Here is a 17,780-nt window from a genome sequence, read left to right on the forward strand (position 1 = left end):
TACAAGTACTGCATAAGCTCTAGAGCTGTGCGATCCCTGTAGGAGCGGGTTCACCCGCGAAGAGGCCAGTCGGTTTAAAGGAGATTCAATGGGTAGCTGACGATCAGCCGGTTCTCATCGAACGAGTTGGTGCTGAAGTCCCGGCGCATGGTGGAGTTACGCCATTTCACCGACAGGTCCTTGAAACTGCCCGACTGAATCACGTAGGCCAACTCGCTCTCCCGCGCCCATTCCTTGCCATCATCCACACCGCCAGCGGTAACGTTGTCACCCTTGATATAGCGGTTCATCAGGGTCAGGCCGGGCACGCCGACGCTGGCGAAGTTGAAGTCATGGCGTACCTGCCAGGAGCGTTCCTTGGCATTGTCGAAGCTGGAGTTGTAGCTGTCGTTGGCCAGGGTACCGCCACTGGTGCCGTTGACCCGCATCCAGGCGTTGTCGCCGCTGACCTTCTGCAGGCCGACGTAGAAGGTGTGGCCTTGGTAGCGTGCCGAGAGCAGGGCCGAGGCGGTGCGGTTGTCCAGCTCGCCGGCGCGTTCGGCACCGTCTTCCTTGCCGATGAAATAGCCCAGGTTGGCGCCCAGGGTCCAGTCGCCCAGTGGCTGGCTGTGCGTCAGGTTGAGGTACTGCTGGTGGTAGATGTCCTTGAGCTGGGCATCCCACAGGCCGATCATGGTGCGCTTGTCGTTGAAGGTGTATTCGCCACCGCCGAAGTTGAAGCGGTCGGATGTGAACGCGGCTTTGCCGTTCAGCGACATGTCTTCCATGCTGGCGTCATTGCGCGGGCTGTTGCCGCGGAACTGGCCGGCGTACAGGGTCAGGCCGGCGATTTCCTTCGAGGTCAGCTGGCCGCCGCGGAAGGTTTGCGGCAGCGAGCGGCCGTCGTCCGAGCGCAGGATCGGCAGGACCGGCATCCATTCACCGACTTTCAACTCGGTTTCGGAAAGCTTGGCTTTCAGCGCCACACCCAGGCGGCCGAAGTCATCGGCGGGGCGGCCATCGTCGTGCACTGGCAGCAGTTGGGTGTTGGTAGTGCCTTTACCGCCGTCGAGCTTGACCGAGTACAGGCCCAGTACGTCCACGCCAAAACCGACGACGCCCTGGGTGAAGCCGGAGCGTGCGTCGAGGATGAAGCTTTGCGTCCATTCTTCGGCCTTGCCTTGCGGGTAGGCCGGGTCGACGAAGTTGCGGTTGATGTAGAAGTTGCGCAGGTTGAGTGTGGCCTTGGCGTCCTCCATGAAACCACCTTGGTCGGCGGCGAACACGGGGAGGGCGCAGGACATGGCCAACAGGCCGGGCAGCAGCTGGCGTGCGGGTTGCAAAGTGCTCATCTGTCGTGGATCTCTTGTTTTTATGGGCGAGCCGGTTAACTGCAGGATGCGGCCTGCAGGTGCGGTCTTCAGGGATGAACTGGGCAACGTTGCGTGGGGAGGATGGTGCGGGGTAGCGCAGGGGTGAGGCAATTCGCCGCAAACGGAATGGGGCGATAATCGAACGGAATGTTCCAGTTGGTTAATTGTTTTCCTGTGCCGGCGATAGAGCCAGTACAGGCAACAGAAAACAAAAAGCCCACCGCGAGGGTGGGCTTGATGCTGTAGCAGCTTCAATCAGCTTTTCGGTGTTTCCACCGATGCCTGCTGGTTGGCCTGCCCGGTCTGCTCATACCAGCCACCGCCGAGTGCCTTGTACAGGTTGACCTCGCTGGTCAGCTGCAAAAGGCGGTCGGTGATCAGCGATTGCTGAGAGGTATACAGGTTGCGCTGGGCATCGAGGAAAGTCAGGTTGCTGTCGATACCGATGCGGTAGCGGCGTTCGGCCAGGCGGTAGTAGTCCTGGTTCGCCTGCACCAGGTCGCGTTGCGCCTGCAGCTGCTCCTGGAAGGTCTTGCGCGCCGCCAGGCCATCGGAGACTTCCTGGAAGGCGGTCTGGATGGTTTTTTCGTACTTGGCGACGTTGATGTCCTTCTGGATTTTCGAATAGTCCAGGCTGGCCTTCAGGCTGCCGGCATTGAAGATCGGCAGGTTGATCTGCGGCTGGAACAGCCAGGTGCCTTGGCCGCCCGCGAACAGGTGACCCATGTCGGGGCTCAGGCTGCCGGCGTTGGCAGTAAGGCTGATGCTCGGGAAGAACGCTGCGCGAGCGGCGCCAATGTTGGCGTTGGCGGCCTTGAGCAGGTGCTCGGCTTCCTGGATGTCCGGGCGCCGCTGGAGGATGTCCGACGGCAGGCCGGCTGGTACTTCGGCCAGCTGGTCGGCATTGAGCTCCAGTGGCTTGGCCAGGTCGGCCGGAATGCCGGTGCCCAGCAGTACGGTCAGGCTGTTGACGTCCTGGGCGACCAGGCGTTGGTACTGCGAGTACTTGACCCGGGCGCCTTCCACGGCGGTACGCGCCTGGCTGACGTCCAGCGCCGAAGCCACGCCGACTTCGTTGCTGCGACGGGTGAGGTTGTAGCTTTCCTCGTAGGTCTTCAGCGTTTCTTCGGTCAGCTTGAACAGTGCCTGGTCGGCCTGCCAGGTGTAGTAGGCGTTGGCCACGCTGGCCACCAGGGCGATTTGCGTGGAGCGACGCGCCTGCTCGCTGGACAGGTAGGTTTCCAGGGCCTGCTCGGTCAGGCTGCGCACACGGCCGAACAGGTCCAGCTCATAGGCGCTGACGCCCAGGGTGGCCGAGTACTGGCTGGTGATACCCGATTCACCGGTTTGCGACATGTTCGCCGGCACCCGCTGGCGGCTGCCGCTGCCATCGGCCGAAACCGCCGGGAACAGGTCGGCCCGCTGGATGCGGTACTGCGCGCGGTAGGCATCGATGTTCAGCGCCGCGACACGCAGGTCGCGGTTGTTGACCAGCGAAGTCTGGATCAGCTGCTGCAGTGCCGGGTCGTGGAAGAACTGGCGCCAGCCCTGTTCGGCGGCGGCAACGTCCGCCGACTGCGTCGGCGAGTACGCAGGGCCTTGCGGCCACTGCGCAGCCGCCGGCGATTCCGGGGTCTGGTAGTCGGGGATCAGCGAGCAGCCGCCAAGAATGAATGCGGTTACCGCCAGGGACAACAAAGACTTGGTCATTGCCCAGCCTCATAACGTGGAGTTTCAGGGGTGACGTCTTTTTCCGGCTCTTTGCTGCCGAACAGCGACGACACTGCGACGAAGAACAGTGGTACCCAGAAGATAGCCAGCACGGTCGCACTGATCATGCCGCCGATCACACCAGTACCGATGGCGTGCTGGCTGCCGGCGCCGGCGCCGCTTGCAATAGTCAACGGTACCACGCCGAGGATGAACGCCAGCGAGGTCATGATGATCGGGCGCAGACGCATGCGGCACGCCTCGATCGCCGCGTCGTACAGGCTGCGGCCCTGCTCGTGCAGCTCCTTGGCGAACTCGACGATCAGAATGGCGTTTTTCGCCGCCAGGCCGATGGTGGTCAACAGGCCGACCAGGAAGTACACGTCGTTGGACAAGCCGCGCAGGCTGGTGGCGATCAGGGCACCGATGATACCCAGCGGTACTACCAGGACCACGGCGATCGGGATCGACCAGCTTTCATACAGGGCTGCCAGGCACAGGAACACGAACAGTACCGAGAGGGCAAACAGTGCCGGCATCTGCGAGCCGGAGAGTTTTTCCTCGTAGGACATGCCGGTCCAGGAGAAGCCGATGCCGCTTGGCAGCTCGCCAGCAATGCGCTCGACCTCGGCCATGGCTTCACCCGTACTGTAGCCAGGCGCCGGTGCACCGAGGATTTCCATCGCTTCGACACCGTTGTAACGCGACAGCTTTGGCGAACCGTAGCTCCACTCACCCTTGGCGAAGGAGGAGAATGGCACCATCTCGCCAGCGCCATTGCGTACGTACCACTTTTGCAGGTCTTCCGGGCTCATCCGCGAGTTTGGCTCGCCCTGGATGTACACCTTCTTGACCCGGCCGCGGTCGATGAAGTCGTTGACGTAGCTGGCACCCAAGGCAATCGACAGGGTGTTGTTGATGTCGGCAATGGTCACGCCCAGGGCGCTGGCACGTTCGTCATCGATGGTCAGCTGGTACTGCGGTTCGTCGTTCAGGCCGTTCGGGCGCACTGCCATGAGGATCTTGCTTTGCGCGGCCTTGGCCAGGAACTGGTTGCGTGCTTCCATCAGCTTCTCGTGGCCGACGCCGGCGCGGTCCTGCAGGAACACGTCGAAGCCGGTGGCGTTACCCAGTTCGAGTACCGCTGGCGGGGCGAAGGCGAACACCATCGCATCGCGGAAGCTGAAGAAGTGCTGTTGGGCACGTTGCGACAGGTTGAACACGCTGTTCTCTGCCGAACGCTCGTCCCACGGCTTGAGCATGATGAACGCCATACCCGAGCTCTGGCCACGGCCGGCGAAGTTGAAGCCGTTGACGGTGAACACCGACGCGACGGTGTCGGCTTCTTCCTTCAGCAGATACTCACGCATCTGGTCGACGACCACCTGGGTGCGCTCGGCACTGGAACCGGCCGGGGTCTGTACCTGGGCAAACAGGACGCCCTGGTCTTCTTCCGGCAGGAAGGCGGTGGGGATGCGGGCAAACAGCCAGATCATGCCGACCACGATCAGCGCATAGGCCAGCAGGAACGGCAGCTTGTTGCGCAGGATGGCGCCGACGCTGCGCTCGTAGCCGTTTACGCTGCGGTCGAAGTTGCGGTTGAACCAGCCGAAGAAGCCGCGCTTGGCCACATGGTGCTCGCCCTTCTTCAGCGGCTTGAGCATGGTGGCGCACAGGGCCGGGGTAAAGATAAGCGCCACCAGCACCGACAGGCCCATGGCCGAAACGATGGTGATGGAGAACTGCCGGTAAATCACACCTGTGGAGCCGCCGAAGAACGCCATGGGCAGCAGTACCGCCGAGAGCACCAGGGCGATACCCACCAGGGCACCCTGGATCTGCTCCATGGAGCGCTTGGTGGCTTCCTTGGGCGGCAAGCCTTCCTCGGACATTACCCGCTCGACGTTCTCCACCACGACGATGGCGTCGTCCACCAGCAAGCCGATGGCCAGGACCATGGCGAACATGGTCAGGGTGTTGATGCTGAAGCCTGCGGCGGCAAGGATGCCGAAGGTACCCAGCAACACCACCGGTACGGTCATGGTGGTGATGATGGTGGCGCGGAAGTTCTGCAGGAACAGGTACATCACCAGGAACACCAGGACCACGGCCTCGATCAGGGTGTGGATTACGCCACTGATCGATTCGGTGACCACCGGGGTGGTGTCATACGGGAATACCGCTTTCACTCCAGGCGGGAAGAACGGCTCCAGGTCGCTGATGGTCTTGCGCAGTGCCTTGGCAGTGTCCAGGGCGTTGGCGCCGGTGGCCAGTTTTACTGCAAGGCCGGAGGCCGGCTTGCCGTTGAACTGGGCGCTGACCGCATAGTTTTCACCACCCAGGCCGACTTGGGCGACGTCACTCAGGCGTACCTGCGAACCATCGTTGTTGACCTTGAGCAGGATCTTCTCGAACTGCTCGGCGGTTTGCAGGCGCGTCTTGCCGATGATGGTGGCGTTCAGCTGGGTACCCGGCATGGCCGGCAGGCCGCCGAGCTGGCCGGAAGACACCTGCACGTTCTGCGCGGCTACTGCGGTCTTGACGTCGACCGGGGTCAGCTGGAACTTGTTCAGCTTGGCCGGATCGAGCCAGATACGCATGGCGTACTGTGCACCGAACACCTGGAAGTCACCCACACCTGCGGTACGCGAGATCGGGTCCTGCATGTTGGAGACGATGTAGTTGGCCAGGTCGTCCTTGGTCATGCTGCCGTCTTCGGACACCAGGCCGATCACCAGCAGGAAGTTCTTCACTGCCTTGGTAACGCGGATACCTTGCTGCTGCACTTCCTGCGGCAGCAGCGGGGTGGCCAGGTTCAGCTTGTTCTGTACCTGCACCTGCGCGGTGTCGGGGTTGGTGCCCTGCTCGAAGGTGGCGGTAATGGTCATGCTGCCGTCGGAGTTACTTTCCGACGACACATAACGCAGGTTGTCGATACCGTTGAGCTGCTGCTCGATCACCTGCACCACGGTGTCCTGCACGGTTTGCGCCGAGGCGCCCGGGTAGGTCACGGCAATGGCGATGGCCGGCGGCGCGATGCTGGGGTACTGGTTGATCGGCAGCTTCAGGATCGACAAGGCCCCGACCAGCATGATCACCAAGGCGATCACCCAGGCGAAGATCGGGCGATCGATAAAGAACTTCGACATGGTTTACTCCGCTTTGGCGTCTGCTTTCGCTGCGTTGGCCTGGACAGGGCTGGCCGGCTTCTTGACGTTGGTGGCTTCGCTGACCTTGACCTCGACGCCTGGGCGCACGTACTGCAGCCCTTCGGTGATCAGGCGGTCGCCTGGGTTGAGGCCTTCCTCGATCAGCCAGTCGCTGCCCAGGGTACGGTTGGCCTTGAGCTGGCGCAGCTCGACCTTGTTCTCCTGGTTGACTACCAGGGCGGTCGGCGCGCCTTTCAGGTCACGGGTAACGCCCTGTTGCGGGGCCAGAATGGCGTTGGTGTTGACCCCGGCCTTCAGCCGCGCATGCACGAACATGCCTGGCAGCAGGGTGTGATCGGGGTTGGGGAAGAGCGCGCGCAGGGTTACCGAGCCGGTGGTCTCGTCGACCGCGACTTCGGAGAACTCCAGGCGGCCTTCCTGCTTGAACAGGCTGCCGTCTTCCAGCACCAGCTGGACCGAGGCGGCGTTGTCGCCGGCCTTCTGCAGCTGGCCGCTTTCCAGTTCACGGCGCAGCTTGAGCAGCTCGGCGGTGGACTGGGTGACGTCGACGTAGATCGGGTCGAGTTGCTGGATGGTGGCCATGGCGTTGGTCTGGCCGTTGTTGACCAGCGCACCTTCGGTGACCGAAGAGCGGCCGATGCGGCCGCTGATCGGTGCCAGAACCTTGGTGTAGCGCAGGTCGATCTGTGCGCTTTTCAGCGAAGCTTCGGCCTGCAATCGTTTGGCACTGGCATCGTCGTATTCCTGCTTCGATACGGCCTGTTCGTTGACCAGCTGTTTGTAGCGCTCGGCCAGCGAGCGGGTGGACTGCAGGTTGGCCTGGGCATTGGCCAGGGTGGCTTCGTACACGGCAGGGTCGATCTGGTACAGCTGCTGGCCTTCCTTGACCTCACTGCCTTCCTTGAACAGGCGCTTGAGGATGATGCCGTTGACCTGCGGGCGCACTTCGGCGACGCGGTAGGCACTGGTACGCCCCGGCAATTCCGAGGTCAGGGTGAAGGCTTGCGGCTGGATGGTCACGACGCCGACCTGAGGAGCCTGCGCCGCAGGCGCTGCTTCCTCTTTCTTACAGCCACTGAGCAGGGTTGCCAGGGCGACGGCGGAAACCAGAGCGGTAACGGCTGGCTTGAATTGCATGAGGATCCTCGGGTCGCTGGAGCAGTGAGACGCTCAAGAGTAATGGAAGAGTCTTGATCTGGAAAAAGTGCTATCCGGTGGATAAATAGCTTGCTAAGGAATATACTTACATTCATGGTTGTTTGTAAATACCGCTGGGTTGTACTCCTGTACTGCCACAGCCCTTGATTAGCTCATCCGTGAGGCACCCTGCAGAGGTGCAACCGGAGCGTTCCCCGCACGCGCTGCGCGTTCGGGCCAGATGAGGTTGTACTGCCATGGTCCGTAGAACCAAAGAAGAAGCCCAGGAAACCCGCGCCCAGATCATCGAGGCGGCGGAAAAGGCCTTCTACAAGCGCGGGGTAGCGCGAACCACCCTGGCCGACATCGCCGAGCTGGCGGGTGTTACGCGGGGGGCGATCTACTGGCACTTCAACAACAAGGCCGAGCTGGTGCAGGCGTTGCTCGACAGCCTGCACGAAACCCATGACCACCTGGCGCGGGCGAGCGAAAGCGAGGACGAAGTCGACCCGCTTGGCTGCATGCGCAAGCTGCTGCTGCAGGTGTTCAACGAGCTGGTGCTCGATGCCCGAACCCGACGTATCAATGAAATCCTGCATCACAAGTGCGAGTTCACCGATGACATGTGTGAAATTCGCCAGCAGCGCCAAGGTGCGGTGCTGGATTGCCACAAGGGCATTGCCCTGGCGTTGGCCAATGCCGTGCGCCGGGACCAGTTGCCTGGCGAGCTGGATGTCGAGCGCGCGGCGGTGGCCATGTTTGCGTATGTCGATGGCCTGATCGGGCGCTGGCTGTTGCTGCCTGACAGTGTCGACCTGTTGGGTGATGTCGAAAAATGGGTCGACACCGGGCTGGATATGCTGCGCTTGAGCCCGGCTCTGCGCAAATGACACTTTGTGAAGGATTGTGAGGGAGTGTTTCCTCTTTGTATTAACAGAGGATTAAAGCTTCCGGATGACTCTGAACAAGGCACTAACCCTGTGGGAGCGGCCTTGTGTCGCGATAGGGCCGCAAAGCGGCCCCAAGGTTTCAGCAGCGATGCACAAATTGCTGGGGCTGCTTTGCAGCCCTATCGCGACACAAGGCCGCTCCCACAGAAATCGCGCGAGCCTTTAGCGTCCGCGCAGTTGTCGATCTGGCAATGCCACTGCCGCTACCAGCCCAAGTACCGCGATCAGCGCACTTCCCATCAACAGCTGGCGGAACGTCTCCAGCAAGCGCCCCTGCGTCACCAAGTCTACCTCGCCGGCCTTCAAGCTCCCAAGCAACGGATTACCCAGCAATTCGAACCCGCCCTGGTGCAGTAGCGCCAGCAACAGGCTGGACATGCACGCCACCCCCATGGCCCCACCTAGCGAGCGGAACAGGTTGGTGGTGCTGGTGGCCACGCCGATGTCCTTGCTGTCCACCGCGCTTTGCGTGGCCACCAGTGAGGTCGGGAACTGCAGGCCGCAGGCAATGCCGGTCAGCAGCATGAACAGTGCACTGAGCAATGCCGACTGTGGCGGGGTCAGGGCCATGGCGAAAATGGCCAGCGGCATCAATAGCGCACCGGCAAGGATCTGTGGCTTGTAGCGCCCGGTCCGGCTGGTCATGCGCCCGCCGGTGAAGGCGCCCATGGGCAGCCCCATCGCCAGCGGCAGCAAGTGCAAGGCAGCGCTGTCGGCACCGGCACCGGTGATGCCCTGGTAGCGCAGCGGCATGAGCATGGTCAGGGAAATCGACTGGAAACTGGCGAAAAAGATCACCCCCCAGCACAGCACAGCAACCCGGTTGTTGAACAGGCCGAGCGGTAACAGCGGTTCCGGGCAGCGGCGTTCATGGGCAATGAACAGCACCAGGCCCAGCACGGCGCAGGCGAACAGGGCCAACACGGCCGGGTCGCCCCAGGCGTGGCCCTGGCCAACCAGGGTGATACCCAGCAACAGGCTGCCCAGGCCGAGGATCAGCAGCACCGCGCCGAGGTAGTCCACCTGCACCTCGCGGCGCTGCGCTGGCATGCCGCCGAGGGCACGGCGGATTGCCCACAAGGCGACCAGCCCTAGCGGCAGGTTGATCCAGAACACCCAGCGCCACGATAGGTACTCGGTCAGCCAGCCGCCCAGCACCGGCCCGGCGACGCTGGCCACCGCGTACATGCTGCTGAAGTAACCCTGGTAGCGACCGCGCTCGCGTGGGGGGACGAAGTCGCCGATGATCGCCTGGCTTACCGAGACCATGCCGCCGGCACCAATACCCTGCAGTACCCGGGCCAGCACCAGTTGCTGCATGTCCAGGGCCATGGCGCAGGCGATCGAGGCCAGGGTGAACAGGCTGATGCCGGTCAAGATCATCCGCCGCCGGCCGTACAGGTCTCCCAGCTTGCCGTAGATCGGCACGGCTATGGTCATGGCCACCATGTAGCCGGAGATGACCCAGGCCAGCAGGCCGACATCGTTGAACTGGGCCGAGATCGCTGGCAGCGAGACGGCGACGATGGTCTGGTCCAGGGCACCGAGGAAAATCGCCAGCATCAGGGCGGTGAGCACGTTGCGCAGGGTGGTGGGGGGCAGGGCGGCTGTCACGGAAGGACCTTATCGGGTAATGGGTGACATGTACCGGCCCTTTCGCGGGTTAACCCGCGCCCACAGGGACGGCGCTGGTCTTGAGGGGTGTGCGGTCCCTGTGGGAGCGGGTTTACCCGCGAATAGGCCAGCATGAAGTACCCGGATTGTAACCTGAGTTAGGTAGCTTCCTATGTACTATCTGCATCCCCTATGCCGAATCGGCATTGGCGCATTCATCCAGTGCTGCATGGCTGCGTGATATCGTTGGTATGCCACAGAGGCTGAAATCCGGGGCTTGCACCAGCTTGGTGCAACAGTATGCCGCCGGTTTTTCGCGCCACTGTCTCCCACACCTTTTATTCCTCTGCCTGCATGTCGAGCATGACCGCCCAGATGGCGACGGTTGGAACAGGTCAGGTAGACCCGATTACAGGGGTCGGTAGTTACCGTTCAAATTTCAACTTATTTGCGGAGTGATCATGCCCAAGGCTTCCCATCAAGATTTGCGTTTTGCCTTCCGCGAGCTGCTCGCTTCAGGTTCCTGCTTCCACACGGCCTCGGTGTTCGACCCGATGTCGGCACGCATCGCCGCAGACCTGGGCTTCGAGGTCGGCATCCTCGGTGGTTCCGTCGCTTCGCTGCAGGTGTTGGCGGCACCGGACTTCGCCCTGATCACCCTCAGCGAGTTCGTCGAGCAGGCCACGCGTATTGGCCGCGTGGCGCAACTGCCGGTACTGGCTGACGCTGACCACGGCTATGGCAACGCGCTGAATGTCATGCGTACGGTGATCGAACTGGAGCGCGCCGGCGTGGCTGCGCTGACCATCGAGGACACCCTGCTGCCTGCCCAGTTCGGGCGCAAGTCCACCGACCTGATCCCGGTCGAAGAGGGCGTCGGCAAGATCCGTGCGGCACTGGAGGCACGGGTAGACTCCGCGCTGTCGATCATTGCCCGTACCAACGCAGGCGTGCTCACCACCGAAGAAATCATCGTGCGTACCCAGAGCTACCAGAAGGCCGGTGCCGACGGTATCTGCATGGTGGGTGTGAAGGACTTCGAGCAACTTGAGCAGATTGCCGAGCACCTGACGGTACCGCTGATGCTGGTTACCTACGGCAACCCGAAGCTGCGTGACGACGAGCGCCTGGCACGCTTGGGCGTGCGCATCGTGGTCGATGGCCACGCGGCCTACTTTGCCGCGATCAAGGCCACCTACGATTGCCTGCGGTTGCAGCGCGGCCAGCAGAACAAGTCGGAAAACCTCAGCGCCACCGAACTCTCGCACACCTATACCCAGCCCGAGGACTACATCCGCTGGGCCAAGGAATACATGAGCGTCGAGGAGTGACAGCGCGATTCGTGTAGAAGCGTAGATTCAAAGGTCGCGGTCCCACTCCGGCTCGTCCTTGAACCGCTGTACCAGAAAATCCAGCATGCTGCGCAAGGTCGCCGGCATGTGCTTGCGCGACGTGTAAACCGCATTCAGGTTCAGCTCGCGCGGCTTTGCCTCCGGCAGCAGGCGCACCAGTTCACCTTTGCGCAGGGCCTCGGCGGCCTGGTAGGTCGGCAGCATGGCGATGCCAGCGCCAGCCAGTGCCGCCTTTTGCAGGGTCATCGCCTCGTTGGCACTGATGTTCCCTGCCACCGGCACGGCGACCTGCTGGCCGGCCATTTCGAAATGCCACAGGCTGTGGCCAAAGTAGGCGTGGGTCAGGCAGTTGTGCCGGCTCAGCTCTTCGACCTGTTGCGGCGTGCCGTGCTCGCGCAGGTAGGCCGGTGCCGCGCACACCACCGAGCGGCACACGCTAAGGCGCCGGGCGATCAGGTTGGGGTCCAGCTCATTGCTGGTGCGGATGGCCAGGTCGATACGCTCGTCCACCAGGTTGACCGTGCGATCGAGCATCTGCAGCTCCACCTTCACCCCGGGGTAGCGCCGCACGTAGGCGGCCACTGCATCCACCAGTTGTGCCTGGCCGAATGAAGTACTGACGCTGATGCGCAGCGCACCCCTTGGCGCATCATCCGGCTGTTGCACGGCGGCCTGCAGGTCGCCGGCCAGCTCCAGCAATTGCCGACAGCGGGGCAGGGTTTCCTGGCCGGCGGCGGTAAGGCTGAGCTTGCGAGTGGTGCGCTGCATCAGCCGCGCGCCGACCCAGTCCTCCAGCTCGGCCAGGTAACGTGACACCACCGGCCGGGACAACTGCAGATGATCTGCCGCAGCCGATTGGCTGCCGAGGTCAACGACGGTGACGAAAACGCGCATAGCGTTGAGACGGTCCATGATTTGCCCGGTTTCAGAAACAAACTATGTCCCAGCATGGCATTTTTTGTCACGGATCGGGCAACTAAGCTGTTGGGCATTGTTCTTCAGAAGGCGTTGCCCATGTCCCTGTTCACTCCCTTGCGTGGCCTGTTGCTGGCCTGCGTTACCCTGGCCGGCCCGGTGATGGCCGCCGAGCCCTTGCAGCTGGAGGTATACAACCCTGGGCACGCGGCTATCTTCCCGGTCAGCTCGGTGATCGTCAGTGGCGAGCACGACGCCGTGCTGGTCGACGCCCAGTTTGGCAAGGCGCAGGCCGAGCAGTTGGTGCAACGGTTGCGAGCGAGTGGCAAGCAGCTGACCAGCATCTACATCAGCCACGGTGACCCGGACTACTACTTCGGCCTGGATACCCTGACCCAGGCCTTCCCCGACGCCAAGGTGCTGGCTTCGGCCGCCACCGTTGCACATATCCGCCAGACCATGGACGCCAAGCTGGCGTACTGGGGGCCGCAGATGGGCGCGGACAAGCCGGCGCGTCTGGTGCTGCCGCAGGTGCTTGAAGGTAACCAGCTGACACTGGAAGGGCAGGCCCTCGAAGTGGTTGGCCTGGACGGCCCGCAGCCGGATCGCAGTTTTGTCTGGATCCCGTCGATCAAGGCAGTGGTCGGGGGCGTGGTGGTGTCCGAGCACATTCATGTGTGGATGGCCGACACGCAAACGGCCAAGTCGCACGCCGACTGGCTTGGCACCCTGGCGCACATCGAAGCGCTGGCGCCGCGCACGGTTATCCCGGGCCATTACCTGGGCGATAGCAGCCGCTCGCTGGAGGCCGTGCGCTTCACCGCCAACTACATACGTGATTTTGATGCTGAAACCGCCAAGGCGAAAGATGCTGGCGCGTTGATCAAGGCCATGAAGCAGCGTTACCCGGGCCTGGCCGATGAAAGCTCGCTGGAGCTGGGGGCCAAGGTCGCCAAGGGCGAAATGAAGTGGTAATTCCGTTCAACTGATGGAGAGTATCTCATGAGCAAGATTGCAATCATCGGTGCCACTGGCCGCGCCGGCAGCCAGTTGCTGGAAGAGGCCCTGCGCCGTGGCCACAGTGTGCTGGCCATCGCCCGCGACCCTTCGCGGCTGCAGGGGCGTGACGGGGTGACCGTCAAGGCGCTGGATGCCAAGGACAGCGCGGCCCTGCAAGCAGCAGTGGCGGGTGTGGACGCGGTACTGAGCGCTGCGCATTTTTCCACCATCGAGCCGCATGCGATCATCGAGCCGGTCAAGCGGGCTGGGGTCAAGCGCCTGCTGGTGGTGGGTGGTGCCGGCAGCCTGTTGCTGCCGTCGGGGCACCGAGTGATCGACAGCCCGGACTTTCCGGAAGCGTACAAGGCCGAGGCCACTGCCGGTGTGCGCTTTCTGGAGGCGTTGCAGCGCGAGCCGAACCTGGACTGGACTTTCCTGTCGCCGTCGGCGGAGTTCGTAGAGGGCGAGCGCAGCGGGCACTACAAATCGGGCAAGGATCACCTGCTGATCGGCGCGGATGGCAAGAGCTGGATCACCTTTGCCGACTACGCGATTGCCATGCTCGACGAGCTGGAGAAGCCGCAGCATTCGCGTCAGCGGTTCACGGTCGGGTACTGAGCCGCCTGCTCTGCTTTTGTGGGAGCGGCCTTGTGTCGCGATAGGGCCGCAAAGCGGCCCCAGGGCTTCAGCATGAGTGGACAGGTTTCTGGGGCTGCTGCGCAGCCCTATCGCGACACAAGGCCGCTCCCACAAAAACCGCGTACGCCAGCCTATATGTGCAAGCTTGCCCGATCTTCCAGCCAATCCAGCAACTCCAGCAACCCCGGCGGCAAGTTCCTGGCCTGGCTCACCAGGTAATAGCCCTTGCCCGTCAGCACTTTCAGCGCAAACGGCATGCACAACCGCCCGCCGCGTAAGTCATCACCAATCAGCGACCAGTCACCGATCGCCACCCCGGTCCCCTGCGAAGCCATGGCCATGGCCATGTCCAGTGTCTCGAAATGCTGCTTCGGCCCCTGTGCCGTCAGCGTCACCCCAGCTGCCTGCAACCACAACTGCCAGTCATGCTCGTCCCGCGAGGGGTGCAGCAACATGTGCCGCGCCAGGTCTTCTACCTGCTGCAATGGTAGCGGCCCCTCACGCAGTGGCGGTGCGCATACCGGTGTCAGTTGCTCATCAAACAGCTTGCGTACGTGCAGCCCGTGGTTCGGCGCGTCGCCATAGACCACCGCCGCATCAAAGCCCTCGCGGCGAAAATCCACCCCATGCTGCACGGTCGTGGTCAGCTCCACCGGTACGTCCGGGCGCAGTGCCTGCCACTCCATCAGTCGTGGCAGCAGCCAACGCATCACGCAGGTTGGCGCCTTGAGCTGCAGGGTGGTGCTGTGCTCACCTACCTCGCGTACCCCTTGTTCGATCAGCGCGAACACCTGTTGCACCCGTGGCAGCCAGTCCTGGCCTTCACGGGTCAGGCTCAGGCCACGTGCCTGGCGCTGGAACAGGGCATAACCCAGGTGTTCTTCAAGGGCTGCGATCTGCCGGCTGACGGCGCCTTGGGTGATGTGCAACTGCTGCCCGGCGCGGGTGAAATTGCAGCACTGGGCGGTGACCAGGAAGGTGTGCAGGGCGGGCAGGGGCGGGAGGCGTTTCATTGCAGTGAGCCATGATCACAGGACATGGCTAGTATGTGTTTTTTTGCATTGTGGCGATAGCCGTGGCTTGGGTCCAATAAGGGCATAACCCAACAAGATTCATGGTGAACCCCGATGGCAACCTGCGGCGAAGTACTGGTCAAACTCCTTGAAGGCTATGGCGTGGACCATGTCTTCGGCATTCCTGGTGTACATACCGTGGAGCTCTACCGTGGCCTGGCGGGCTCGTCCATTCGCCATATCACCCCGCGCCACGAGCAAGGTGCCGGGTTCATGGCTGACGGCTATGCGCGCACCCGTGGCAAACCGGGGGTGTGCTTCATCATTACCGGCCCGGGCATGACCAACATCACCACGGCCATGGGCCAGGCCTACGCTGACTCGATCCCGATGCTGGTAATTTCCAGCGTGCAGTCTCGCGACCAACTGGGTGGTGGCCGCGGCAAGCTGCATGAGTTACCCAACCAGGCAGCGCTGGTGGCGGGGGTGGCGGCGTTTTCCCATACCTTGATGAGTGCTGCCGACCTGCCGCAGGTGTTGGCCCGGGCATTCGCCGTGTTCGACAGCGCCCGGCCGCGCCCGGTGCATATCGAGATCCCGCTCGACGTGTTGGTCGAGCCGGCCGACCAATTGCTGCCGGGCCGCCCGGTTCGTGGCAGCCGGGCAGGGGCTGCACCGCAGGCCGTGGCGCAGATGGCCGAGCGCTTGGCCAGTGCACGGCGGCCATTGATTTTGGCAGGGGGCGGCGCCCTGGCTGCGGGGGCTTCATTGGCACGCCTGGCGGAGCACCTGCAGGCCCCGGTGGCGCTGACCATCAATGCCAAGGGGTTGCTGCCATCCAGCCACCCGCTGCAAATCGGCTCGACCCAGTCACTGCCGGCCACCCGGGCGTTGGTGGCCGAGGCTGACGTGGTGCTGGCGATTGGCACCGAGCTGGCCGAGACCGACTATGACGTGACCTTCAAGGGTGGTTTCGAGATCCCAGGCAGCCTGTTGCGCATCGATATCGACCCGGACCAGACCGTGCGTAATTACTTGCCGGAGCTGGCGCTGGTGGCCGATGCCGAACTGGCTGCCGAAGCACTGCTCGACGCCTTGCAGGCCCAGCCGCAGCCCGTGCGCGAAAGCACCTGGGGTGTGGCCCGCGTAGCCAGCCTGCGTCAGGCACTGGCGGCGGGCTGGGACCAGCCGACCCTTAGCCAGACGCGTTTGCTGAGCGCGATTCTCGAACGCCTGCCCAATGCCATTCTGGTGGGCGATTCGACCCAGCCGGTGTACACCGGCAACCTGACCCTGGACATGGACCAGCCACGGCGTTGGTTCAACGCCTCGACCGGTTACGGCACCTTGGGTTACGCGTTGCCGGCAGCCATGGGCGCCTGGCTGGGCAGCGCGCAGCAGGCCGAAGGGCGTGCGCCGGCCGTGTGCCTGATCGGTGACGGCGGTTTGCAGTTCACCCTGCCGGAGCTGGCCAGCGCGGTGGAGGCGCAGGTGCCGCTGATCGTGCTGTTGTGGAATAACCAGGGCTACGAGGAAATCAAGAAATACATGGTCAACCGGGCCATCGAGCCGGTCGGGGTGGATATTCACACCCCGGACTTCATTGGGGTAGCGCGGGCGTTGGGGGCGGCGGCGGAGCATGTGATGGATGTGACGCAGCTGCAGGCGGCGCTGGCGCAGGCAGTGGAGCGCAAGGGGCCGACGTTGATCCAGGTGGACCAGAACCAGTGGCAGGCGGCTGTGTCGGGGTGAAGTAGAGCTGTTTCCTGTACTGGCCTCTTCGCGGGTTGTCGCTATCCCCGTGGGAGCGGGCAAGCCCGCGAAGAGGCTGGTACTGCCATCAAAAACTTCAGCCAGCATTGGCCCGCAACCTGGCCACATCCCGAATCGGCGGCGCGCCATACAGCCGGCTGTATTCGCGGCTGAACTGCGACGGGCTTTCATAGCCCACCCGATAGGCCGCCACCGCCGCCTCGAGCCCGTCGTTCAGCATCAACCGCCGTGCCTCCTGCAGGCGCAATTGCTTCTGGTACTGCAATGGGCTCATCGACGTCACGGCCTTGAAACGGTGGTGCAAGGTCGAGGTACTAAGGTTGACCTCACGGGCCAGGTCTTCGATACGCAGCGGTTGCTGGTAGTTGTTGTTGAGCCAGCTAATAGCCTGGCACACCCGGTGGGTCTGGCTGTTGGCCAAGGCGATTTCATACAAACGATAACCCTGCGGCCCACGCAACAGGCGGTAGAGAATCTCCCGACGGAACAGTGGTGCCAGCATCGCGATGTCGCGCGGGGTATCCAACAGGCGAATCAGCCGCAGCAGGGCGTCGAGCAACGCGGCATCGGTTCTTTCCACATACAGGCCACGGCCGGATGGCCGGTTGGGTACCAGCATCGGCCCGCTTTCGGCAATCAGCTGGCTGATCTCGGCCGGGTCAAGGTCCATGCGCAGGCCCAGGCTAGGGTTCTCCGGGCTGGCGTCGAGTTTCACGGCGCTCAGCGGCAAGGTCACCGAGACCACCATGTAATGCAATGGGTCGTAGGCGTACTGCTCGTCACCGAGGAACAGGCTTTTGCTGCCCTGGGCCAGGATACACAAGGCGGGTTGTGCCAGGGTTGGTACCGAGCGCACGTTCTCGGTGTAGCGCACCAGGTACAGGCTGTCGATGGCCGATGCCGGTCCGTGAGGCTCGCCGGCGTGGCGGCGGATCAACTCGGCCAGTTCCAGGCGCTGCAGTTCCAGGGTCGGGTCGGTGGACGTGGCGGTGGTCATGATGGCTTTCCTCTACTGACCGACGCAGCATAAGTTTGGGCAATGGCGGGCGCTAGTCGAAAGCTGCTCGTCGAGTGGCCGATGCGGCCGCCCAGGAGGATCAGGCCAACGGCCAGCCGTCAATGGCGAAACTGGCGCCCGGGGGGGGCCCAGAACGTG

13 protein-coding genes are annotated in these 17,780 nt (G+C 63.1%); 5 read left to right on the forward strand and 8 right to left on the reverse strand.

Going from position 1 to position 17,780, the window contains the following annotated elements; all coding sequences use genetic code 11:
- Positions 1 to 74 precede the first annotated feature (74 nt).
- The 4 genes from ABE456_RS25420 to ttgA form a co-directional block, all read right to left on the reverse strand.
- Positions 75 to 1,331 (reverse strand): OprD family porin, encoded by a 1,257-nt coding sequence (locus tag ABE456_RS25420; protein WP_346646396.1) that lies wholly within the window; start codon positions 1,329 to 1,331, stop codon positions 75 to 77.
- Positions 1,332 to 1,607: 276 nt separating this feature from the next.
- Positions 1,608 to 3,062 carry an AdeC/AdeK/OprM family multidrug efflux complex outer membrane factor gene (locus ABE456_RS25425; protein ID WP_346646397.1) on the reverse strand — a complete coding sequence of 485 codons (1,455 nt, stop codon included), beginning with the start codon at positions 3,060 to 3,062 and terminating at the stop codon, positions 1,608 to 1,610.
- A complete protein-coding gene (gene ttgB, locus ABE456_RS25430; protein ID WP_346646398.1) occupies positions 3,059 to 6,211 on the reverse strand; it encodes a multidrug efflux RND transporter permease subunit TtgB in 3,153 nt (1,050 codons plus the stop codon). The genes ABE456_RS25425 and ttgB overlap by 4 nt, the downstream gene beginning before the upstream one ends.
- Before the next feature lie 3 nt (positions 6,212 to 6,214).
- Positions 6,215 to 7,369 (reverse strand): toluene efflux RND transporter periplasmic adaptor subunit TtgA, encoded by a 1,155-nt coding sequence (ttgA, locus tag ABE456_RS25435; RefSeq protein WP_346646399.1) that lies wholly within the window; start codon positions 7,367 to 7,369, stop codon positions 6,215 to 6,217.
- Between the two features lie 257 nt (positions 7,370 to 7,626).
- Between ttgA and ttgR the strand changes: the two genes are divergently transcribed.
- Entirely contained in the window at positions 7,627 to 8,259 is a 633-nt protein-coding gene (gene ttgR, locus ABE456_RS25440) for an efflux transport transcriptional regulator TtgR (RefSeq protein WP_346646400.1), read from the forward strand.
- 222 nt (positions 8,260 to 8,481) lie between these two features.
- On the opposite strand, the gene ABE456_RS25445 is transcribed toward ttgR, so the two are convergent.
- Positions 8,482 to 9,933, reverse strand: coding sequence for an MDR family MFS transporter (locus ABE456_RS25445; protein WP_346646401.1), 1,452 nt, complete (start codon positions 9,931 to 9,933; stop codon positions 8,482 to 8,484).
- Between the two features lie 461 nt (positions 9,934 to 10,394).
- Between ABE456_RS25445 and ABE456_RS25450 the strand changes: the two genes are divergently transcribed.
- Entirely contained in the window at positions 10,395 to 11,264 is an 870-nt protein-coding gene (locus ABE456_RS25450) for an oxaloacetate decarboxylase (RefSeq protein WP_346646402.1), read from the forward strand.
- Positions 11,265 to 11,291: 27 nt separating this feature from the next.
- Here the strand turns inward: ABE456_RS25450 and ABE456_RS25455 are convergent, their stop codons facing one another.
- On the reverse strand, positions 11,292 to 12,197 hold the full coding sequence (locus tag ABE456_RS25455; protein WP_346646403.1) for a LysR family transcriptional regulator: 906 nt from the start codon (positions 12,195 to 12,197) through the stop codon (positions 11,292 to 11,294).
- 102 nt (positions 12,198 to 12,299) lie between these two features.
- On the opposite strand from ABE456_RS25455, the gene ABE456_RS25460 reads away from it, so the two are divergent.
- Both ABE456_RS25460 and ABE456_RS25465 read left to right on the forward strand, forming a co-directional pair.
- Positions 12,300 to 13,175 (forward strand): MBL fold metallo-hydrolase, encoded by an 876-nt coding sequence (locus ABE456_RS25460; protein ID WP_346646404.1) that lies wholly within the window; start codon positions 12,300 to 12,302, stop codon positions 13,173 to 13,175.
- Positions 13,176 to 13,202: 27 nt separating this feature from the next.
- Positions 13,203 to 13,817: an NAD(P)-dependent oxidoreductase gene (locus ABE456_RS25465; protein WP_346646405.1), complete on the forward strand. Its 615-nt coding sequence runs from the start codon at positions 13,203 to 13,205 to the stop codon at positions 13,815 to 13,817.
- A 152-nt stretch (positions 13,818 to 13,969) separates the two neighbouring features.
- On the opposite strand, the gene ABE456_RS25470 is transcribed toward ABE456_RS25465, so the two are convergent.
- Positions 13,970 to 14,851, reverse strand: coding sequence for a LysR substrate-binding domain-containing protein (locus ABE456_RS25470; protein ID WP_346646406.1), 882 nt, complete (start codon positions 14,849 to 14,851; stop codon positions 13,970 to 13,972).
- 114 nt (positions 14,852 to 14,965) lie between these two features.
- Between ABE456_RS25470 and ABE456_RS25475 the strand changes: the two genes are divergently transcribed.
- Positions 14,966 to 16,603 carry a 5-guanidino-2-oxopentanoate decarboxylase gene (locus tag ABE456_RS25475; protein ID WP_346646407.1) on the forward strand — a complete coding sequence of 546 codons (1,638 nt, stop codon included), beginning with the start codon at positions 14,966 to 14,968 and terminating at the stop codon, positions 16,601 to 16,603.
- A 97-nt stretch (positions 16,604 to 16,700) separates the two neighbouring features.
- On the opposite strand, the gene ABE456_RS25480 is transcribed toward ABE456_RS25475, so the two are convergent.
- A complete protein-coding gene (locus ABE456_RS25480) occupies positions 16,701 to 17,621 on the reverse strand; it encodes an AraC family transcriptional regulator (RefSeq protein WP_346646408.1) in 921 nt (306 codons plus the stop codon).
- Between the last annotated feature and the right edge of the window lie 159 nt (positions 17,622 to 17,780).

The organism is Pseudomonas sp. TWI929, from assembly GCF_039673335.1.
GTDB lineage: Bacteria > Pseudomonadota > Gammaproteobacteria > Pseudomonadales > Pseudomonadaceae > Aquipseudomonas.

Bases quoted from the DNA above. Each gene is read 5' to 3' on its own strand.
- ABE456_RS25475 (WP_346646407.1), top strand. From the start codon at position 14,966: ATGGCAACCTGCGGCGAAGTACTGGTCAAACTCCTTGAAGGCTATGGC.
- ABE456_RS25470 (WP_346646406.1), bottom strand. From the start codon at position 14,851: ATGAAACGCCTCCCGCCCCTGCCCGCCCTGCACACCTTCCTGGTCACC.
- ABE456_RS25455 (WP_346646403.1), bottom strand. From the start codon at position 12,197: ATGGACCGTCTCAACGCTATGCGCGTTTTCGTCACCGTCGTTGACCTC.
- ABE456_RS25425 (WP_346646397.1), bottom strand. From the start codon at position 3,062: ATGACCAAGTCTTTGTTGTCCCTGGCGGTAACCGCATTCATTCTTGGC.
- ABE456_RS25420 (WP_346646396.1), bottom strand. From the start codon at position 1,331: ATGAGCACTTTGCAACCCGCACGCCAGCTGCTGCCCGGCCTGTTGGCC.
- ttgA (WP_346646399.1), bottom strand. From the start codon at position 7,369: ATGCAATTCAAGCCAGCCGTTACCGCTCTGGTTTCCGCCGTCGCCCTG.
- ttgR (WP_346646400.1), top strand. From the start codon at position 7,627: ATGGTCCGTAGAACCAAAGAAGAAGCCCAGGAAACCCGCGCCCAGATC.
- ttgB (WP_346646398.1), bottom strand. From the start codon at position 6,211: ATGTCGAAGTTCTTTATCGATCGCCCGATCTTCGCCTGGGTGATCGCC.
- ABE456_RS25450 (WP_346646402.1), top strand. From the start codon at position 10,395: ATGCCCAAGGCTTCCCATCAAGATTTGCGTTTTGCCTTCCGCGAGCTG.
- ABE456_RS25465 (WP_346646405.1), top strand. From the start codon at position 13,203: ATGAGCAAGATTGCAATCATCGGTGCCACTGGCCGCGCCGGCAGCCAG.
- ABE456_RS25480 (WP_346646408.1), bottom strand. From the start codon at position 17,621: ATGACCACCGCCACGTCCACCGACCCGACCCTGGAACTGCAGCGCCTG.
- ABE456_RS25460 (WP_346646404.1), top strand. From the start codon at position 12,300: ATGTCCCTGTTCACTCCCTTGCGTGGCCTGTTGCTGGCCTGCGTTACC.